Here is a 16,406-nt window from a genome sequence, read left to right as displayed (position 1 = left end):
CTCACCCCTTTTTTAGATAATTTTCTTTAAAGCGACTGCTTGGGCTAGTGTTCATGTCAACATTGGCATTAATACCAGAAACTTTGCCAACACTGGTATACTGCCAAAGGTCATAAGCAAAATTCGGTTTGTAATTAGTTGGAATATTTCCATCATTGGCGCCGTATGTTGGCAGCCAAACTGCCCCTGCTCGCGAAACATCAAGATTGAAGCTGCTGTATAAATTATTAGAAATGTAAAGAACAATCTTAGCATCACTTACGCCAAGATTGTTCAGTGCATTCATATAAGAATTAACAGCATCCCTCATGGTTCCGTTAGTGACAGTTGGCGCCTCAACGTCAATTGCATAGAAACGCGGTTGAACATTTCCAGTAATTACTTTTTGGGTTCGATTATAGAAATCCGTTGCTTCAGTTACCGCATCGCTTGGATTCAAGGCGTGAAAATAAGCATAAACCGCATAATTAGCGCCTGCTGCAATAGCCCCTGGTACATTCACTTGATAGGTTTTATCCTGATAGTCGCTACCGTCTTGAATTCTAATAATCCCTAGTGCTAAGCCACCACTAACAACTTGATTCCAGTTTATTGAACCCTGAAATTCAGAGACGTCAATAATTGAGCCCTCAAAGTAACTGGCACCTGTTGATTCTAGCTCTTTGATTTTTTCAAGCAGCGAAGCAATCTGTTTATCATTGGCAGTTCGATAATCAGTGGACAACTGTTTCATTTCAGCTAATTTTTTGTTCTGATAATCGACTTTTGCTTTGATATCTGCCATTGCTTTTACATCAGCAGCAAATAAAGCATCATAACTCTCCTGACCGACAACCCGATCACCAATTGTAATAGTATTTTGCTCGACATTATTAAGATTTAAAGTTTGCTGAGTGATTCGAAAAACTGCATCAATCCCTTTTACCGAAATTACAGTCCGATAAGACCAACCACACAATAACGGGTCTTGCTTTTTACTCTGATCAACGAGGGATAAATCAACTGCTTGTATTTGAGTGGTGACACTAGCCACTGATAGACCGTTAAAGTAACTAATCCCAGTACTTTTTAATAAATTTGCATCTGTAATATCATCCCAAGTGTTACTACCAACTATTAAGCCAAATTCACTAATCAATTTTTCGTTACGAATTAAAGGACTGCCATTATTGACTGATGCAATTGTCAGTCTGGCAGTCCCTTTGTCAGTATTATCATCATTAGTATCAATTACATTCCCCAACGGCTTAAATGCGGTCACCAAGGAAGTAGGATCAATACTTCTGGTAAATGATAATAAATTCTTTTTTAATTCAATTTTTTGCTGTCCTTTGCCACCAATTGATTTAGCGGCATCAAGATATAAATCACCATTGACTACCCGAAGCGCCATTTCAAAGCCATCAGCAAGAATTAGATTGCTAATATTTTCAAAGGTATCAACATTGTCATCAGTATATCGGTAAGAGATGGCGGAACTTCCCAAATCAATATTTCCCAGCTTAATGCATTTAAAATCATTACCGCCATCCTTCATTTGTTGATTATGCTTATTAATTAGCGTGGTAAGAATTTGTGCTCGTGTTTGATTTGTAAAATCTACAAAATCAGGCCTGCTGTCATGCAGAAATGCTTCGTAGCCCTCGCAGGTATATTCCTTATAAATTTGGCCATTGCTTTCCAAGGGCTCACTGGGAACTAAAATGCGGCCCTCAAAGATATTTCTTTGATTTCTTGTATCAAACACTCTAACAAATGTCGTTAAATAATGCAGCTGATCATAACCAGGATTATTTGCGTAAATAGTAAAAGTAAAAGATGGAATAGCAGCGACATCCAGAGTAACAACACCATTAGCCACTTTTAACATATTATTATGCGCACTATGAATTAATAGTTCTTTACCATTCCACGATTGCTTAATAAAGACTTGATACATTAAATCACCTCTTGATACCAGCTGAAATCTACCTTCGCAGTAGTGCTTCCCCTAATCGTAATGTCATTCTCACCCGGCATTAGGACTAACTCTGTTGAAGAATTGTCACCGACTTGTAGTTCATATTGTTCACTATTGATAATTAAAGTGACTGCTTCGCTAGCTTTAACGGTAGTCGGCACTTCGGCAACACCAGTATTAATTAAAACACCAGGAGTTGAGGTTGAACCAATATAATGAGTTTCTTGTGCCACACCAGTATCAAAGTTGAAATCATCCCATATATCATCAAATTCAGGTTTGTTTTTGATTCGGAAAGAGTAGCATTGAAATTCAATCGTTAACTGCCCGGCATCATTCACTTCACTTAATGAAGGTGCATTCTGTACCTCGGCCAAATAATGATATTCAGGCATTAAATCACTCTGATAAACCACCTTATGGTCTGGTTTCATTAACCAGTTAATCACTCGTGTCCATGCTTGAGTCATCTGTTCACGGCCAAGTAATGCTTCACCTGCAAGCACCAGCGTTAAAGATTTAGTCCTTTCTCCGTAAACAGGACCATATAGATTAGACAAATCAAGAACCTGACTTGATCCTGGTAATGTTACCAAATCCTTAGTCTTGGCAGGATAGCCTTCAGTTTCTGAGCCGTAAACAACATAAACTGAGAATTCACTTGAATGATGGCCATTAAATCTAAACCCATATTGATTAGATTCTTGTGTCAATTGCAATCCCCCTTTGAGCCAAGACTTGACGTTGACGATTAGTAAATGACTGTTCTGGAGCCATTACCTTATTTAAGGTTTTAGTATTAATCGTCAAATTCTTTTCAACCAAAGCAGTAAGCAATTCATTCTGTCCCTTTATCATTTGTTTCATAAGCAAAATAACATCATCCAACTTGTTATTTAACTCTTTATTATTTTCTGAATTGTCCGAAATATTGTCGCGGGCAGCCATGGCAGCAGCTGTCTTACCAAGCATTTCATAGCCGCGACTAGACTTTAAGGCAGACATTGGAATTGCTGCTTCAAGCCCCTGGTCACCAAATATAGCCGGTTTATTAGTAAAACCACCATTTGCAAATCTTCTGTGTCCTTGAGGCCCTGAATGTAACCAATCAACCTTGCGCTTACCCCAAATCGTCGTCCAACCAATGGCATTCTTCCAGTCAGAATTATTGAAAAAAGCGAGTAACTGATCAAAAGGACTCATAATATTCTTATGACCTTTGACGGCATAATAGCCAAAGGTTGGTGGTGTGTATTGCAAGATACCTCTAGCTTCATTACCGCCGGAGTTCACATCATGAATTTGCTGGACAACACTTTTGCCACCAGATTCACTCATAATAACTTGGCCAAGCATCTTAATATAAGCATCAGTTGGATTTGCATGCATTTGTGCCGCAGCCTTTTTGATTAACGAAGGACTATAGGCGGCCCCACTGCCAGCAGATGATTCTTGGAGTTTATCCTCTATACCTTTTAACTGTTTCTTGAACCAGTCGGCAACGCCACCAATCATTTGATGTCCAATACCTCTTCCTAAGTCAGTAAACATTTGTACATCTGCAAAGGCGCCATTAACGGCATTATTGATCATGCTTGAAACATACTTTTGTGGTGCTGACAGCCACTTACCAACCATTTCTAGTTTGTCCCAACCAGATTTAAAGAAGTTGCCAATATCGCCAATAACACCACCGTTTGCAAAGTGTTCTATACCGATTGATGACATAATTGACTTGCTTTCGTCGCCGTTGAAAACACGGGTCCCCCTAGGCAAATAGCTAATCTTATTGCGCTCTTTAAACATTCCAGCATGACCACTAGGCGTGACAAATAATTCTTTCCAATTGGAGCCAACGCCATCATTTAACATGACTTTCTGCATTGACCCAACGACACCACCAGTTGATAGCCTTTGTAATTTCTTTATAGCATTCTTACCGGTGAATTTCTCCCAAACAAAGTTGATACCACCAATTGCGCCATTGATAATATCAATTACACCATTCATACCAGACTTTGCATGTTTCTTTATTCCTGACCAAATACCACCGAACCAACTTGCAAGACCTGACCACATCTCACGCCAACTCTTGCCTATCTGGTTATTTCGCCTAGTAATTGTGGAATGAAGTGAATTCATCCCCGAACTACCTTTTTTACCGACACTAGACCAAAAACTATTCCAATTTTTTTGAATACCTGACCACCAGGCACTCATTGACTTTGAGATAGCTTTATTAGTCGCAGCTTGATCACGTTTCCGTTTGGCAAAGGCCTTATCATTGGCTTTTCCGACGCTACTCCAATGTTTGTTCCAACCTTTGCCAACATTAGACCAGTAAGAATTCCAATTTTTTTGAAGTGTTTTATTGACTTTTTCTTGGGCTTTTTTACGTTTAGCAACTGACTTATCATCATTCTTACCAACATTACCCCAGAATTTAGTCCAACCCTTGCTAACATTAGACCAATAGGAATTCCATTTCTTTTGAGCAGCCTTGTTAGCTTTATCTTGGGCCTTTTGTTGTTTCTTTTGGGCCTTCTCATTGGCTTTTTGGTTATCATTCCACCACTTGCCAATTTTGGTCGACATCTTATGGGCGTTCCAGCCAATTCCTTCAAGCCAGTCATCCGGTTTCTTCTTAGAACCCGCTTTATTCCAGCCATCCATAAATTTTTTAGTACCTAAGCCGCCCCATTTACCGATAACACCACCAATTTTGGCACCAACAGCAGCACCAAGCGGGCCGCCAAAAAACAGGCCAAGTCCACCACCAATTGCTTTACCGGCACCAGAGCCAAAATCTTCAAATTTCTTGGTTGGATTTTTTTCTTTGATGGCTGAGTAGATATCAATTCCGGCATCCAAGGCAACTCCGGCCCCGGCCAGACCAGTACTAACTTTGCCAGCTGTTGATAAACCTTTTAAACCACCAGCCGACTTGATTGATTGGCCGACGCCACCTAATTTGCTGCCATTGACAAGGCTTTTGTTAAGGTTCAGAATTCCACCAACAATTTTGGAGCTACCTAGCTTTTCTAGCCCGCCTGTTACATGACTCAGAGCCGAAGCAAAACCTAATGCCTTTTTAATTGCAAAAAGGCTCATCACAACTTTAGTAGTCGTTTCAATGCCAGATTTATTCTTAACAATCGCATCAAGAACATCGTGAATAGCCTCCAAAGGATCTTTCATGGTCTTAGCATTTTTACCACCAACACCAAGCCAACCGGCGGCTTCCTTGATTACGTCTTTAAAGATTGACCAAACTTCTTCACCAGCAATTTTGCCAATTTTGAAAATATCGCCGGCAATACCAGTCACATCACTTTTATGTTTGGCAATATAAGCTAAGAATGCTTCACCTTTGGCTGCTATATTTGCGACACCAACACCTAAACTAGTGGCCGCTTTTTGAAGTACCGGGCTATTCACCAAAGAAGCTAAATTGGTCATCCCACTATTCTTAACATCCAACAGTGGTTTAGTCATATTTGCTTTTAAAGTTGTCCAGCCGCCTTGAATTTGAGCCATGGCACCTTTAGAGGTCTTGCCATACTCATCAAAAGTCTTGCTGCTGGTAGTACCAATCTTATACAGTAAATCTTTTAAATCATTAGCGTTAATCTTTCCCTTAGCAACCATGTCATTAAAAGCAGTCTGACTAACGCCCGCTGCCTTTGATAACTGCTCGCCTAAAGTTGGGGCTAATTTTTCAAGTTTGGCCAAGCCAGAAGTCGTTAAATTACCAGAAGCTAATACACGGGCCAAAGATTTGGACAAGCCGTCCATACCTTCGCCGCCAATATGACTAGCCGTCGCAATACCAGCAAGTCCGGCACTAATAACTACTGTCTTTTCAGTAACACCACCAGTAAAAGTATCAACTGTCTTCTGCAAAGTATTAATTTCAATACCAGTTGCACCTGTTTGAGACCGTAAATAACCAAGTTGGTCACCCATAATACCAATATCATTGCTGGACTTACCCATGTTTTTCCAAGTATTACCAAGCTCTTCGCCGGCCTCATTCAATGCCAGCCCTGATTTAACAGTAGATTTGATGCTACCAGATAATGCCTGCCAGCCACTGGTAATTGCATTACTAACAACACCACCAGCAACGATCTTCTTAAAAAGTCCCGGCGTCTTATCAGCTTCGCTATTAACACTCTTCAAATGCGAACGTAACTTATCAAAAACTGATGGATTAGCCTTTCGCATCTCGCTATCAAGTTCAGACATTCGAGTTTTAGCTTTGGCCATATCAGTGGCAGTTTGATTAACACGAACTGACTGCTTTGAGTAAGCTTCACTCGTTTTACCGGACTCGCGTTCAATCTTAGCAAGTTCCTCAGACTGAATCTTATAAATTGATGACATCTTTTCATAAGAGCCACGTAAGCCACTCATTTCAGCCTTATTAGCAGCAGTTTGTTTACCCTCAGCCTGTAATCGAGTCACATAAGAACGTGAGGTTTCACTAATGCTGCGTAATTCGGTCTGGGCGCTAGCTAATCCGGACTCATAATACTTCAATGAATCTTTGGCCTTAGATTGCTGCGTGGTCAATGAAGAAAGTTTAATGGTTGCTGATGAAATCTGCTTTTCTAATTTTGCCGACTCTTCGGCACCTTTATTAGTTGAAGTGTCTAAAGCATCCTGCTCTTTTTTTAAACGTGCAACATAATCCTTCTGCTTAGAAACTGCATTTGATAAACCTTCAAACTTTGTTTTTGCAGAACCAACCATGTCACCTGCAGTTTTTAGCTCAGCAGATTGGGCTCGCCAAGATGCTGTCAAAGAGGAGACCTCTGAACGCATTTGCTTCAGTGTTTTGACAGGTTGCTCACCATCAAGACTTACACGAGTATTAAATTCACCAGCTGGAATTTTACCTGCCATTTATTATCTTCCTCCCTTTCTTAATGAATTCATAAATTCAAAAGCATCAACGGCACGTTTATCTTTAGGCTTTGCACTCAGAATTTCATTCATTCTGATATGATCAGATTTTTCAAAATCCTCAGGTAAAATACCAAAATCAACTAACGCCTGCTGCTCCAAATAGTCGGCATCTTCAATGGCACCATTCAATTCATTAACATATTGACTAGGCGTTACTTTTTAAATCAGCTTCTGTGGGTTCCTGACTATTAATCCCAATCACAGTACTGGCAATTTCGCCCACAAATTCGCCCATCTCATCGGCGCTTAAATCATCCAGTTTTTCGACATCTTTTTTCTTCAAATGCAAAATTTTAATAATAAAATCACTCATATTATCAAGATGATCCAACTGCTTTTGGAATTCATCAAGCATCGAAATCGCAAATGAATCATCATCAACTTCAATTGAATTACTTTCGTGATCACGTTTGATTTGATCAACGTCTGTCTGTGCCAAGTCACGAAGTGCAACTAAACAACGACGAAAATTCCCTTTTGTCTGTGGAACTGAGATTGGTTCTTTGATACCGATTCGTGTTACATCTACTTTTGCGTAATTCATTAAAAAATCTCCTTTTAGACATGCCACCACACCCACCCAAACGATTAGTTACTCATCGTTCTGTCTGAAATTTACTTAGAATTCACTTCTCAGCACTAACTATGCTGTAGTACTATCAGTTTTTGGTGTTGAGCCAGCTGCTTCACTGGAGCCACTAGTTTGAGCTGCTTCAGATGTTGTTTTAGCAACATAACCTGGAAAAATAAACGCCAGCATTTTTTCATAATCAAAATTGGGCTCATCCGAATAAAATTTTTGATACATTAACTTATCTGATCCCCGCGCCTGCGTTGAAAGTGTTAGCGCATCATGAACACTAACTGGGTTTTCTGTATTAGTTTGCAAATTCATTTCGCCAGGTGTGATAGTCCCTTGTGGAAATGCCATATATGCATCCACGGTACCATCGGCGCTTTGTGAGTGAACAATAACACCACCCATGGAAGTTTGACCGGGTCTGGCAGCATAACCTGTATTAACCTCATCCTTCTCCAGTCCAACTGTTTTATCGTAGATAGTGTGTGGAATATCATTAGCTGCTAAAGCGATAGCAGGACTTGGTGTCCCAATATTTTGTTCTGCAACTGCATTGGAACCATAAACCTTGGTCACTGTTGGCGCTAATCCAGTCATATTGGCCTGTGTTGCACCTTTTGAACTATTTAAATCAACTTTATAAAGACCCGTTTCACTTAATCCCTTGTCTTTATCCTTTAATAAAGTTCCGTCTGGCCCATAAAGCCCAATGATAAAATCTGCTAAACCTTTTAATTCCATTTTTTAACGTCCTTTCGTCTTTGAAAATTGCATTATTTTGGTAATTTGCTGTGTGTCTGGATCGATTGTCTGACCAGGCGAATAAATAATTCGCCAGTCATTGTCTTCAAAAAGAGACACAATGGTTTCTTCCACTGTGTCTCTACTTGCGTTTGAGTTAATGCCATAAAAAATATTGAGTGCAATCGTTGAATCCTTGGTTGTACTGCGATTTGAACCAAAGCTGCCGTATCGTTCATTAACATCCGTAACTAGAATTACTGTTTTTGAAGTATCGGCCTGAATATCAGCTGACAATAAATTGGGATAAACACCATCAATATCATTGACAGACGCTGATTTCAGTAAATTCGTTGCATCCATTACCGCTGTCATTGACCCCGCACCTCTTTATAGGCTTTCAGCATGGCCTCTTCTACTGGTTTTTGTGCCTCTTGCTGAGACTTATCTGAGTAATACATATTGGCCATTTCTTTTGGCGACATTTTCTTTTTACCATTATTGATAATTCGTGCCAAAAAATCGTAATAGTGTTCGCTATAACCAACATCAGTATCACCAGTTGCTAAGTTATCAGCAGTATGACCACTTTTGTAAGTAATCGAATCGGCCAAGTGCTGCTTCTTTCTGTGGCTGTTTCCATGTTTAGCATTGGCGTGACCTGCTGATTTACCTTTAGCATTATAATTTACGTCTGACCTTGGCGTATTCTTTTTCAGTACCTCAGTAAATGCTTCAGCACCAGCACCAGTAATTTTTGCCTTATCCTCATTTGTTAGAGTTATAGCAAAATCAACCTGATTCATCCATTCTTCAATTGAAGAAGCAAATTCATCAGCCATTCTTAATCACCTTCTCCAAAGTAACCAGATCATAACTAGTGGGTGTATCAGCCACATCAGGGACAATACTCTTGACGTGATATACCTTAGTTCCAATCTTGGCATCAATTACATCTGTCCAAGATTCACGGTGTCGAACCACAAAAATTTGATTATCACTAAGGTTCATCCCTGAAATCTGTAGTAATTGTGTTGTCGTTAGTTGCCAAACACCACCCCATGCTTTAAAGGATTCAACAAAGCCTAAAATAGGAATACCATTCTGATTCATTTTTGAACTATCTTGCTTGCCAAAATGAATCAGTTTATCCAAACGTGCTGGGTTGGTTAATTGAACCATCATCAGCAACACTATCCTTCCGTAAAGCATAATCGCCACGCAATTGGCCAATGATACTGTTCATTACTGGATCAACATTAGTTTGTTGGCCTGTGGTAATCGTTGCTGGGTTTTGATAGTAGGTAGTGGCCAAGGCATATGCTGCAATCTCATATAGTTCCTTAACACCATCATCATTGAAGAAATCAGTAACATCTTCCCCAACTGAATGTTGAACATAGATTTCTGCAGCACCCAAACAGCTAGCCAAGCGATCATCAACACTTTTATCAATTACTTCATCACCAGTATCAACAATACGTAAAGATGTTTTTAGTCCATCAATCTTTAGATATTGTGGCACTCAACCACCTCCTTAATAGCCGCCCGCCTAGCGAATTGTTTATTTATTAGCGACTATTATTTAATCTAGGCTTTTGTTGTATCAGTCGTAGTTGCGTCCGTAGTAGCTGCTGCAGCAGCAAAATTAGCTTTTTGGTCAGCAATAGTGCTGAACGAACCAACCGCAACTGCATCAGTATCGGTTGGTTGAACGTCAAAGCGATCAATTACTCGAACTTTTGTTTGGTCTTTTTCAAACGCACCGGCGCCAATATTAGTTACTAAAATTGACATCTGTTCCCGGTCAAACAATGTAATAGCCTGCTTTAAATCACCAAAGTAAAGCGGGTGTGTATCCTTAGCAGGATCGGCTAACCAACGATCGGCGATACACAGTACTTGTTTACCATCGATTTGCTTAATGGTGGGATCTGCAATTGTTGGCTGCATAATATAACGACCCATAGCATCTTTGACCTTTGACAAAATGCTGTAACCAGTTTGATTTGTTAAATAAAATGATGTCGCGGCAATAGCAGGATCAACGCCGTTTAAGTTCAAGTCCTTCACATCATCAAAGCTCTTGATTGAGGCCTTCTTGGGAGCATTATTAAGCACCTTAGTAATTTCGCTATTACGAGTAACGACTACCTTTTTTGCAATCCAACCTTCCAACCAAGCTAGAATGTTTTCAGTTGTATCTTTCAATAACGAATTAGTGGCCGTTGTGATCCCAGCGAACCGTTTAATAACATACTTAACCAACTGTAATTTAGGATCATCATTATCCTTAATTTCAGCATCTTCGTCATCAAGCGCAGTAAGTGGCGTAATTGTTGACATTTTTTCATACACACGAGAACCGTTTGCTGTCGTCACGTTTTCGACGTTTACATATTGTTCCAAACTGGCCATTTGGCGAACTAAAGTGTGAATAGCCGTCTGAATATCTGAAGGAATGACTAAACCAATAGCATTGCCTTCAGCATCTGTTGAAGAAGTGGCTAAATTTAAAACTTTAGCATCGCCACGCATCATGGCCTTAAAGTTAGAAACAAACTTATCTTTAAGATTTTTCTCAACTGGCGTCAGTGGCTTTTTATCCTTATCATCCATTGCCAAAACATCTTGAGCTCGTGCTTCATCGAGTTGGTCTTTAAGTGCGTCACGATGAGCCTTTTCTTGATCACGTTGGTTCTTCATTTCCGTGAATGTTTTTTCGTCAAATTTGTCATCTAAAACAGCGGCATTTAGTTTGGCATTTAAATCAGATACCTTTTGTCCTGATGCAATCCAAGCATCATTAATTTTGTTAATATTGTTCATTTCATTACTCCTTTTTTGACATTAAAATAGCCAGTTTACTTTGTTGAAGATTCTTCTCATGTTTATGAGTTGAATTCTTCTCCGAAGAACTGGCTTTATTGATTAAATTTAATAATTTATTAACAGCGTTCTTACTAGCAACCGGGCTAACACTGTTAAGCACCTGGGGTTTGTTTTCATCAACAAACATGATTTCATCAGCAAATCCTTGTTTGGTTGCATCATCTGCTGTTAACCAAGTTTCTTGAGTCATCAAATCAAGTAGTTTCTGTTCATCCATCCCCGTTTTTGCTTCGTAAACACCAACAATTGATTGGTCGATTTTGTTGAGAACTGCAGCTTCATGTTGCATATCATCAGTATTACCTTGTGACACTGACCAAGCCCGATGAATCATCAATAACGCTGTCGGCGCCATTTTGATATTATCGCCGGCCATTGCAATTACCGAAGCTGCTGACGCCGCTAGACCCTGAATTTCAACATTAACCTTGCCACTATACTGGCGTAGCATCGTATAAATTTCACTGGCAGCGAAAACATCACCACCATTACTAGCAATTTGTAAAGTCACGTCATCCCCATTCGCATCAGTCAAACCTTGCTGAACCGTTGCTGGATAAACCGCAGGAATTTGTAAATAAGAATAGATTTGACCAGTTAAATTGTCAACTACATCACCTTTAATATTAATTACTGTCATCTTTATTATCACCACCTTTCAAAGTTGTACTAGCAAGTTGCCCTTGATCATAATCAGGCGCATCCGATGGAATGAAGCCTTTCTTTCGTAGCATGAAATTGGCTTGCTCTGTAGTGATAACTTTCTTAGAGGCCGCATCACCGACGGTAGCTGCATATGAACTTAAGTCTTGGTCAATTGCAGGCATCAAGTCGATTGAAACCGTCACATTCAATTTCTGAGTTAATTCAGATTCAACTGCAGCTGTGTATTGATGCAGTGCGTTGGCATAATATTCGCCAATCATGACAATACTTGACTGCTGATCACCTTGCCCATTTAAATAACTGTCAGGAATGCCATAAACTTTAGCAATTTGTCGTGAAGTCCAATCGGTTGATGACAATAGACTGGAAACATCAGATTTAATTTCTAGTGGATCATAAGTTGAAAGGTCATCTAGGACTACTGGGCCACTAGAACCATTTGCTTGTTTCTCAAATCCCTTGGACAAAGCGATTTTTCGTTTATTATCAAGTAAACCCATACCCTTAATATGCAAAATACCATTAGGCATGATTGCTTTACCAAGTGCTTCTAACGTCAATTTATTGCTATTGTGCTTAATATTTAATTCATTTTGTAACGAAAGTAGTGGACTTCGACCAGTTTTGCCACCATTAGTCGATAATAGTCGAAAGTGCAGGACATCTCCTTGCGGCACATTATTAAGAATACCAATTGAGGGCTCATCAAATGTAATGTTGTAGGTTAGTCCAGAACCGTCATCCAATAAAAACGCTGATACCTGAGAAGGTCTTAAATATTCCAATCTCGCCACAATACCATTCACATTCCGCCACATATAAGCGTAAGCATTGCCATCTAATAACAATTGGGCAGCTACTGACTGCCAGAAAGCATGTTTGTTAGCCGTTGGTGTCGGATTATCTAAAAGTGTCTGAGCACGTGGCATATTAGCCATAAATTGTGACGTCGCCACATCCGCTGACACTCTGGCCACCAATGCATACAAATCACTATTCTTCAATGCTTCATCAGCACTTGTATAATCATTGGCATGTAAAAAATCAACAATTCGTGGATCAGTAAAGTCAATTTCATCACCACTATCAAGTGACAAACTATTAAGGCGCGTAGCAGGGCGAAATAACATCATTAATCACCCCCTTTCTGCTTCAAGTCAGCAGCACGATCCCACATTAACCCTAAAACAATTAAGGCAACGCCCAAGGCAAGGCCACCAACAATCGGTTTCCATAACCATACACTAATGACTAGTGCCAAAATTCCGGCCAAAAATAAAAGTGTTGGCAGATAACTCACCAACACTTTTATTGCTTTATTTACTTGTTTCACCAGTTTAATCACCTCCAAACCCAAATTTTCCTGACTTAATATATTCAGCTACTTGCTCAGCTGACATTCGCTCAACCTGTTTGGACGGATCGTTTACTTCAGCAAAATCTTCAAAATGGTACATCCCCTGATATAATGCATCAATTAAGGCATCAACAACATCAATCTTTAGAGTGGCCTTGGCCTTATCAACTTGAATACCAACTTTATCTTCATAAATTTGGGCGTTTAATAAGGCCTTTTCCATAATCTTATCGTCAAATCTTTTTATCGAGCCCTCAATAAATCCGGTTTGTAGAAACTTAGTTGGATCTTTAAGCTCACCAGTCCGCTGTTTAACCGGTAAAATATTCCATTCTGTGTTTTGCTCGAGGCGCTTTGTAAATGTGGTTGCTCCCATGGCATCATAGCCGAAGCACAAAACGTCCAGTTGATTATCCTCAACAAAATTAGTTAACCAGCTATAGACCTGATCACCATTAATAATTCCTTGTGGGTGCCGTGTAATCGAACAATAGCCTTGCTTCTCCAATTCACGATAATTAATACCATCCTGTTTCTCTTTAGCGTCAATTGAACCGGCCTTTTGCCATGGAATAAAGGAATGTTGATAAATGAACCATCTTCTTTTATCACCGTCAAGATACGGGAATAAAAAGGCCAAGGCCGTATTGTCGCTAAATAAAGAATAGTCAAACCCGATATAAACCGGACGCGCTGCTAACGTAAATTTTGGGATTATTGCTTTCTCAACATCATTCAACTTCAAATAGCTATCCGTATTTACCTGCAAATAGATATTCATATTCTTATTTTGAAACTCATTAAGCTTGCCCTTGTTAATCATTGTGTCGCGAAGTGTGATCAGATCACTCGTCTTTTTTGCTTTTTTACCCGGCAAATCCATTAATGGATTAGATTTAACCCAAGTTTCAGGTTGATAAACCTCATTTTCATTATCCTGACTCCAAACCAAACAAAGTTCATTTTCCGAAGTACGGTCATAATCGCGTTCCATATTCTCAACGCTGCGCTTAATATCATTATAAAATTCTGTATTTAGAAACTCATAAGCAGTTGAAATCTTTAAAAATTGATGATTTTTAACATCAGCTTGACCAGTAATAATTCTTGAAGTATATTTACCAGCTTTTTCATCCCCAGATTCGTCATAAATAGCATTCGTAAAGTGATAACTATCATACTTACCAGACTCATTGGAGATTTTTACTAGCCTATTAACTTGATTCTTAGCAATAACACGATTGGCTTGAACCTCAATATTTTCATCAAGTGCAATTTGGCCAAAGAAATCATTTGTGTCAATCAAATATTGCATCATAAACGAAACATAACTAAATAATTTAGTGCTTTGGTCGGCGGTATTAGACGCCAATAAATAATCTTGATTAAACAGCCCATATCCTTCAACAAAAAAGGAGTATGAACTAATAATCGCCATCAAATATGTTTTACCTTGCTTACGGCCAACACTAATATAGCCTTCGGTAAATCGCTTATTGTTGTATTGATCCCGCCAAGCAATGACTTGAAGCAGCATAAACTTTTGCCATGGCATTAAAGGTAACGGCTCACCAGCATCAACATCAGGACAAACAGCAGCAAAGTTTAAAATAGAATCGACCTTTTTCAAGTCATACTCATATTTAAAATTATCAAGTTTATTTTCAACTCGGCGCAAGTCTTGCAAGTGACGAAAACAGGCCAGTTGCATTTTATAACCAGCAATTTGCTTGCCCATTAGTACGCTTAAAGCATATTGAGTACCTGGATCATCATATTTCTTTAAAATTTGACTGTAATCCTGTGACTTAAAAGCGCCAATAACATCTTTTGACTGAGTTAAATCTATTTTATCTATCGTATCTCACCACCTAACCAAAGAACTTAGCCTTTTCAGCATTCATTTGCTTAACGTTACCCGAACTATTCTTAGTCTTTACGCCTCTAAGATTAGTTAATTCGGCGCGGCTCTTAGGTGACAATCCTAATTGAGTCCCAATCAGAGTCAATTGCTTGCTAGCATCGTTAAAAATTCCAGTAGCTGGATTCTTTTTGTAACCTCTAAATTCACTACCAACAATTTCGCCTTTATTATTTTGCAGGCTGACATAAATTTCAGTTTGAATGCCATCTTCTTTGATAGACTGATAAGACTCACGATAAATTTCATACGCACTGCAGTAAGTTTCCACTAAGTTGGCATCAATTCGCTGAACTGCTGATTGACTCTCTAAAACGGGAACAACTTTCCGCCACATTGCCGCCGCGATTTTTCCTAAATAAGACGGTGGGCGTTTTGGTAACATCCCATTGTCTTGGTCTTTGAATGACTTTTTTACAATTGCACCCACCTCCCTTCATTTTCTAACACCCCCCGGGGTAAAAAAATTCAAAATTGGCAAAACTTACGAGACTACAGCTCGGTGTGGCTCCCCTTAGATTAGCTTTGAGGGGGGGTATCAAAATCATTTTTAGCTGATTTCATTCCAAAAATAATACTTGCTACCCGTTTTACGTCGGTCACTGGCTCAACATCCCTGATAGCATTGCCTTGGCCTGTGCCATAGTAACTTTGTTCCCAACGTGTCTTAAATTTATGACAATCAGGGCAACACGTTAGCAAATTGTCCTCTTTGTCTTTCCATTCAGTCTTAACTTCAAACGGCACTACATGGTCCACAGTATTGCCCACTGTGATAACTCCCATGGCTTTGCAGTACTGACATAAGTGTAAGTCCCTAGCAAGAATTGACAGACGCAACGAGCGCCACAGTCTTGTTTTATAAAACTGATACTGCTCACGCTTACTAACAGTTCTATTTCTCGTGACATGATTATAAAAACTGCGGTCACGTTGTTCTAACTTAACTTCTAATGATTTATGTTGCTGACAATAATGAGCTGGCCACTGAACCATCACATGGCAACCCATTGCCCGACATCTGTGAACCCTTGGCAAGGCAGCACTTCCTAACTAAAAAAGTTTAATCATACGTATTAAATACGTTGACATATGTATTAAATACGTGTATTATAATAAGTGTGGTAAGGGAAAGGAGTTAGAAATGCAAAGGTTCAAGTTGGAAAAGAAGTTTAAAAAAGCTGGTTGGTACTTGTTAAACCACGGTGGTAATCATGATATTTGGACAAACGGAAAACTTAAAGAACAAATTCCCCGACATCCTGAAATCAAAGAATCACTTGCCAAAGCACTAATCAAAAAGCACGGGCTCAAATGA

General features: G+C 39.4%; 18 protein-coding genes. 1 reads left to right on the top strand and 17 read right to left on the bottom strand.

Annotated features, from left to right (window positions below):
• Position 1 precedes the first annotated feature (1 nt).
• The 17 genes from EKM82_RS05540 to EKM82_RS05460 all read right to left on the bottom strand — a co-directional run bounded on the left by EKM82_RS05540 (position 2) and on the right by EKM82_RS05460 (position 16,084).
• Positions 2-1,939, bottom strand: a complete 1,938-nt coding sequence (locus tag EKM82_RS05540; RefSeq protein ID WP_125767324.1) for a phage tail spike protein — start codon at positions 1,937-1,939, stop codon at positions 2-4.
• Complete coding sequence (locus tag EKM82_RS05535; protein WP_125767323.1) at positions 1,939-2,673, bottom strand: hypothetical protein; 735 nt, start codon at positions 2,671-2,673, stop codon at positions 1,939-1,941. Before EKM82_RS05535 ends, EKM82_RS05540 begins: the two co-directional genes overlap by 1 nt.
• Entirely contained in the window at positions 2,657-6,868 is a 4,212-nt protein-coding gene (locus EKM82_RS05530; protein ID WP_125767322.1) for a tape measure protein, read from the bottom strand. The genes EKM82_RS05535 and EKM82_RS05530 overlap by 17 nt, the downstream gene beginning before the upstream one ends.
• A gap of 3 nt (positions 6,869-6,871) precedes the next feature.
• Positions 6,872-7,060 carry a hypothetical protein gene (locus EKM82_RS05525; RefSeq protein WP_125767321.1) on the bottom strand — a complete coding sequence of 63 codons (189 nt, stop codon included), beginning with the start codon at positions 7,058-7,060 and terminating at the stop codon, positions 6,872-6,874.
• Positions 7,061-7,076: 16 nt separating this feature from the next.
• Entirely contained in the window at positions 7,077-7,511 is a 435-nt protein-coding gene (locus tag EKM82_RS05520; protein ID WP_164508128.1) for a phage tail tube assembly chaperone, read from the bottom strand.
• Positions 7,512-7,574: 63 nt separating this feature from the next.
• The gene (locus EKM82_RS05515; RefSeq protein ID WP_125767319.1) at positions 7,575-8,252 is read right to left on the bottom strand and encodes a phage tail protein; all 678 of its coding nucleotides are present in this window, start codon (positions 8,250-8,252) and stop codon (positions 7,575-7,577) included.
• Positions 8,253-8,255: 3 nt separating this feature from the next.
• Positions 8,256-8,627: a DUF806 family protein gene (locus EKM82_RS05510; protein WP_125767318.1), complete on the bottom strand. Its 372-nt coding sequence runs from the start codon at positions 8,625-8,627 to the stop codon at positions 8,256-8,258.
• Positions 8,624-9,094: a phage tail protein gene (locus EKM82_RS05505; protein ID WP_125767317.1), complete on the bottom strand. Its 471-nt coding sequence runs from the start codon at positions 9,092-9,094 to the stop codon at positions 8,624-8,626. Before EKM82_RS05505 ends, EKM82_RS05510 begins: the two co-directional genes overlap by 4 nt.
• Positions 9,087-9,437 carry a phage head closure protein gene (locus tag EKM82_RS05500; RefSeq protein ID WP_225419673.1) on the bottom strand — a complete coding sequence of 117 codons (351 nt, stop codon included), beginning with the start codon at positions 9,435-9,437 and terminating at the stop codon, positions 9,087-9,089. The genes EKM82_RS05505 and EKM82_RS05500 overlap by 8 nt, the downstream gene beginning before the upstream one ends.
• Positions 9,400-9,777, bottom strand: coding sequence for a head-tail connector protein (locus EKM82_RS05495; RefSeq protein ID WP_125767315.1), 378 nt, complete (start codon positions 9,775-9,777; stop codon positions 9,400-9,402). Before EKM82_RS05495 ends, EKM82_RS05500 begins: the two co-directional genes overlap by 38 nt.
• 65 nt (positions 9,778-9,842) lie before the next feature.
• Positions 9,843-11,081, bottom strand: a complete 1,239-nt coding sequence (locus EKM82_RS05490; RefSeq protein WP_125767314.1) for a phage major capsid protein — start codon at positions 11,079-11,081, stop codon at positions 9,843-9,845.
• A gap of 4 nt (positions 11,082-11,085) precedes the next feature.
• Positions 11,086-11,784: a head maturation protease, ClpP-related gene (locus tag EKM82_RS05485; RefSeq protein WP_125767313.1), complete on the bottom strand. Its 699-nt coding sequence runs from the start codon at positions 11,782-11,784 to the stop codon at positions 11,086-11,088.
• On the bottom strand, positions 11,771-12,943 hold the full coding sequence (locus EKM82_RS05480; RefSeq protein ID WP_125767312.1) for a phage portal protein: 1,173 nt from the start codon (positions 12,941-12,943) through the stop codon (positions 11,771-11,773). The genes EKM82_RS05485 and EKM82_RS05480 overlap by 14 nt, the downstream gene beginning before the upstream one ends.
• Positions 12,943-13,143 carry a DUF1056 family protein gene (locus EKM82_RS05475; RefSeq protein ID WP_164508126.1) on the bottom strand — a complete coding sequence of 67 codons (201 nt, stop codon included), beginning with the start codon at positions 13,141-13,143 and terminating at the stop codon, positions 12,943-12,945. The genes EKM82_RS05480 and EKM82_RS05475 overlap by 1 nt, the downstream gene beginning before the upstream one ends.
• Positions 13,144-13,147: 4 nt before the next feature.
• On the bottom strand, positions 13,148-14,905 hold the full coding sequence (locus EKM82_RS05470; RefSeq protein WP_225419670.1) for a terminase TerL endonuclease subunit: 1,758 nt from the start codon (positions 14,903-14,905) through the stop codon (positions 13,148-13,150).
• A gap of 133 nt (positions 14,906-15,038) precedes the next feature.
• The gene (locus EKM82_RS05465) at positions 15,039-15,518 is read right to left on the bottom strand and encodes a phage terminase small subunit P27 family (protein WP_125767309.1); all 480 of its coding nucleotides are present in this window, start codon (positions 15,516-15,518) and stop codon (positions 15,039-15,041) included.
• A gap of 89 nt (positions 15,519-15,607) precedes the next feature.
• Positions 15,608-16,084: an HNH endonuclease gene (locus tag EKM82_RS05460; RefSeq protein WP_225419669.1), complete on the bottom strand. Its 477-nt coding sequence runs from the start codon at positions 16,082-16,084 to the stop codon at positions 15,608-15,610.
• Positions 16,085-16,232: 148 nt separating this feature from the next.
• Here EKM82_RS05460 and EKM82_RS05455 point away from each other — a divergent pair, with 148 nt between their 5' ends.
• Positions 16,233-16,406: a type II toxin-antitoxin system HicA family toxin gene (locus EKM82_RS05455; RefSeq protein ID WP_125767307.1), complete on the top strand. Its 174-nt coding sequence runs from the start codon at positions 16,233-16,235 to the stop codon at positions 16,404-16,406.

Source organism: Lapidilactobacillus wuchangensis, from assembly GCF_003946645.1.
Lineage (GTDB): Bacteria > Bacillota > Bacilli > Lactobacillales > Lactobacillaceae > Lapidilactobacillus > Lapidilactobacillus wuchangensis.
This window is presented reverse-complemented; position numbering and strand designations above follow the sequence as displayed.

What these genes read in the sequence shown, in the direction of transcription:
- EKM82_RS05530 (WP_125767322.1), bottom strand. Translation starts at nt 6,868, where the DNA reads ATGGCAGGTAAAATTCCAGCTGGTGAATTTAATACTCGTGTAAGTCTT.
- EKM82_RS05540 (WP_125767324.1), bottom strand. Translation starts at nt 1,939, where the DNA reads ATGTATCAAGTCTTTATTAAGCAATCGTGGAATGGTAAAGAACTATTA.
- EKM82_RS05470 (WP_225419670.1), bottom strand. Translation starts at nt 14,905, where the DNA reads ATGGGCAAGCAAATTGCTGGTTATAAAATGCAACTGGCCTGTTTTCGT.
- EKM82_RS05480 (WP_125767312.1), bottom strand. Translation starts at nt 12,943, where the DNA reads ATGATGTTATTTCGCCCTGCTACGCGCCTTAATAGTTTGTCACTTGAT.
- EKM82_RS05510 (WP_125767318.1), bottom strand. Translation starts at nt 8,627, where the DNA reads ATGACAGCGGTAATGGATGCAACGAATTTACTGAAATCAGCGTCTGTC.
- EKM82_RS05500 (WP_225419673.1), bottom strand. Translation starts at nt 9,437, where the DNA reads ATGATGGTTCAATTAACCAACCCAGCACGTTTGGATAAACTGATTCAT.
- EKM82_RS05460 (WP_225419669.1), bottom strand. Translation starts at nt 16,084, where the DNA reads ATGGTTCAGTGGCCAGCTCATTATTGTCAGCAACATAAATCATTAGAA.
- EKM82_RS05485 (WP_125767313.1), bottom strand. Translation starts at nt 11,784, where the DNA reads ATGACAGTAATTAATATTAAAGGTGATGTAGTTGACAATTTAACTGGT.
- EKM82_RS05515 (WP_125767319.1), bottom strand. Translation starts at nt 8,252, where the DNA reads ATGGAATTAAAAGGTTTAGCAGATTTTATCATTGGGCTTTATGGGCCA.
- EKM82_RS05505 (WP_125767317.1), bottom strand. Translation starts at nt 9,094, where the DNA reads ATGGCTGATGAATTTGCTTCTTCAATTGAAGAATGGATGAATCAGGTT.
- EKM82_RS05455 (WP_125767307.1), top strand. Translation starts at nt 16,233, where the DNA reads ATGCAAAGGTTCAAGTTGGAAAAGAAGTTTAAAAAAGCTGGTTGGTAC.
- EKM82_RS05490 (WP_125767314.1), bottom strand. Translation starts at nt 11,081, where the DNA reads ATGAACAATATTAACAAAATTAATGATGCTTGGATTGCATCAGGACAA.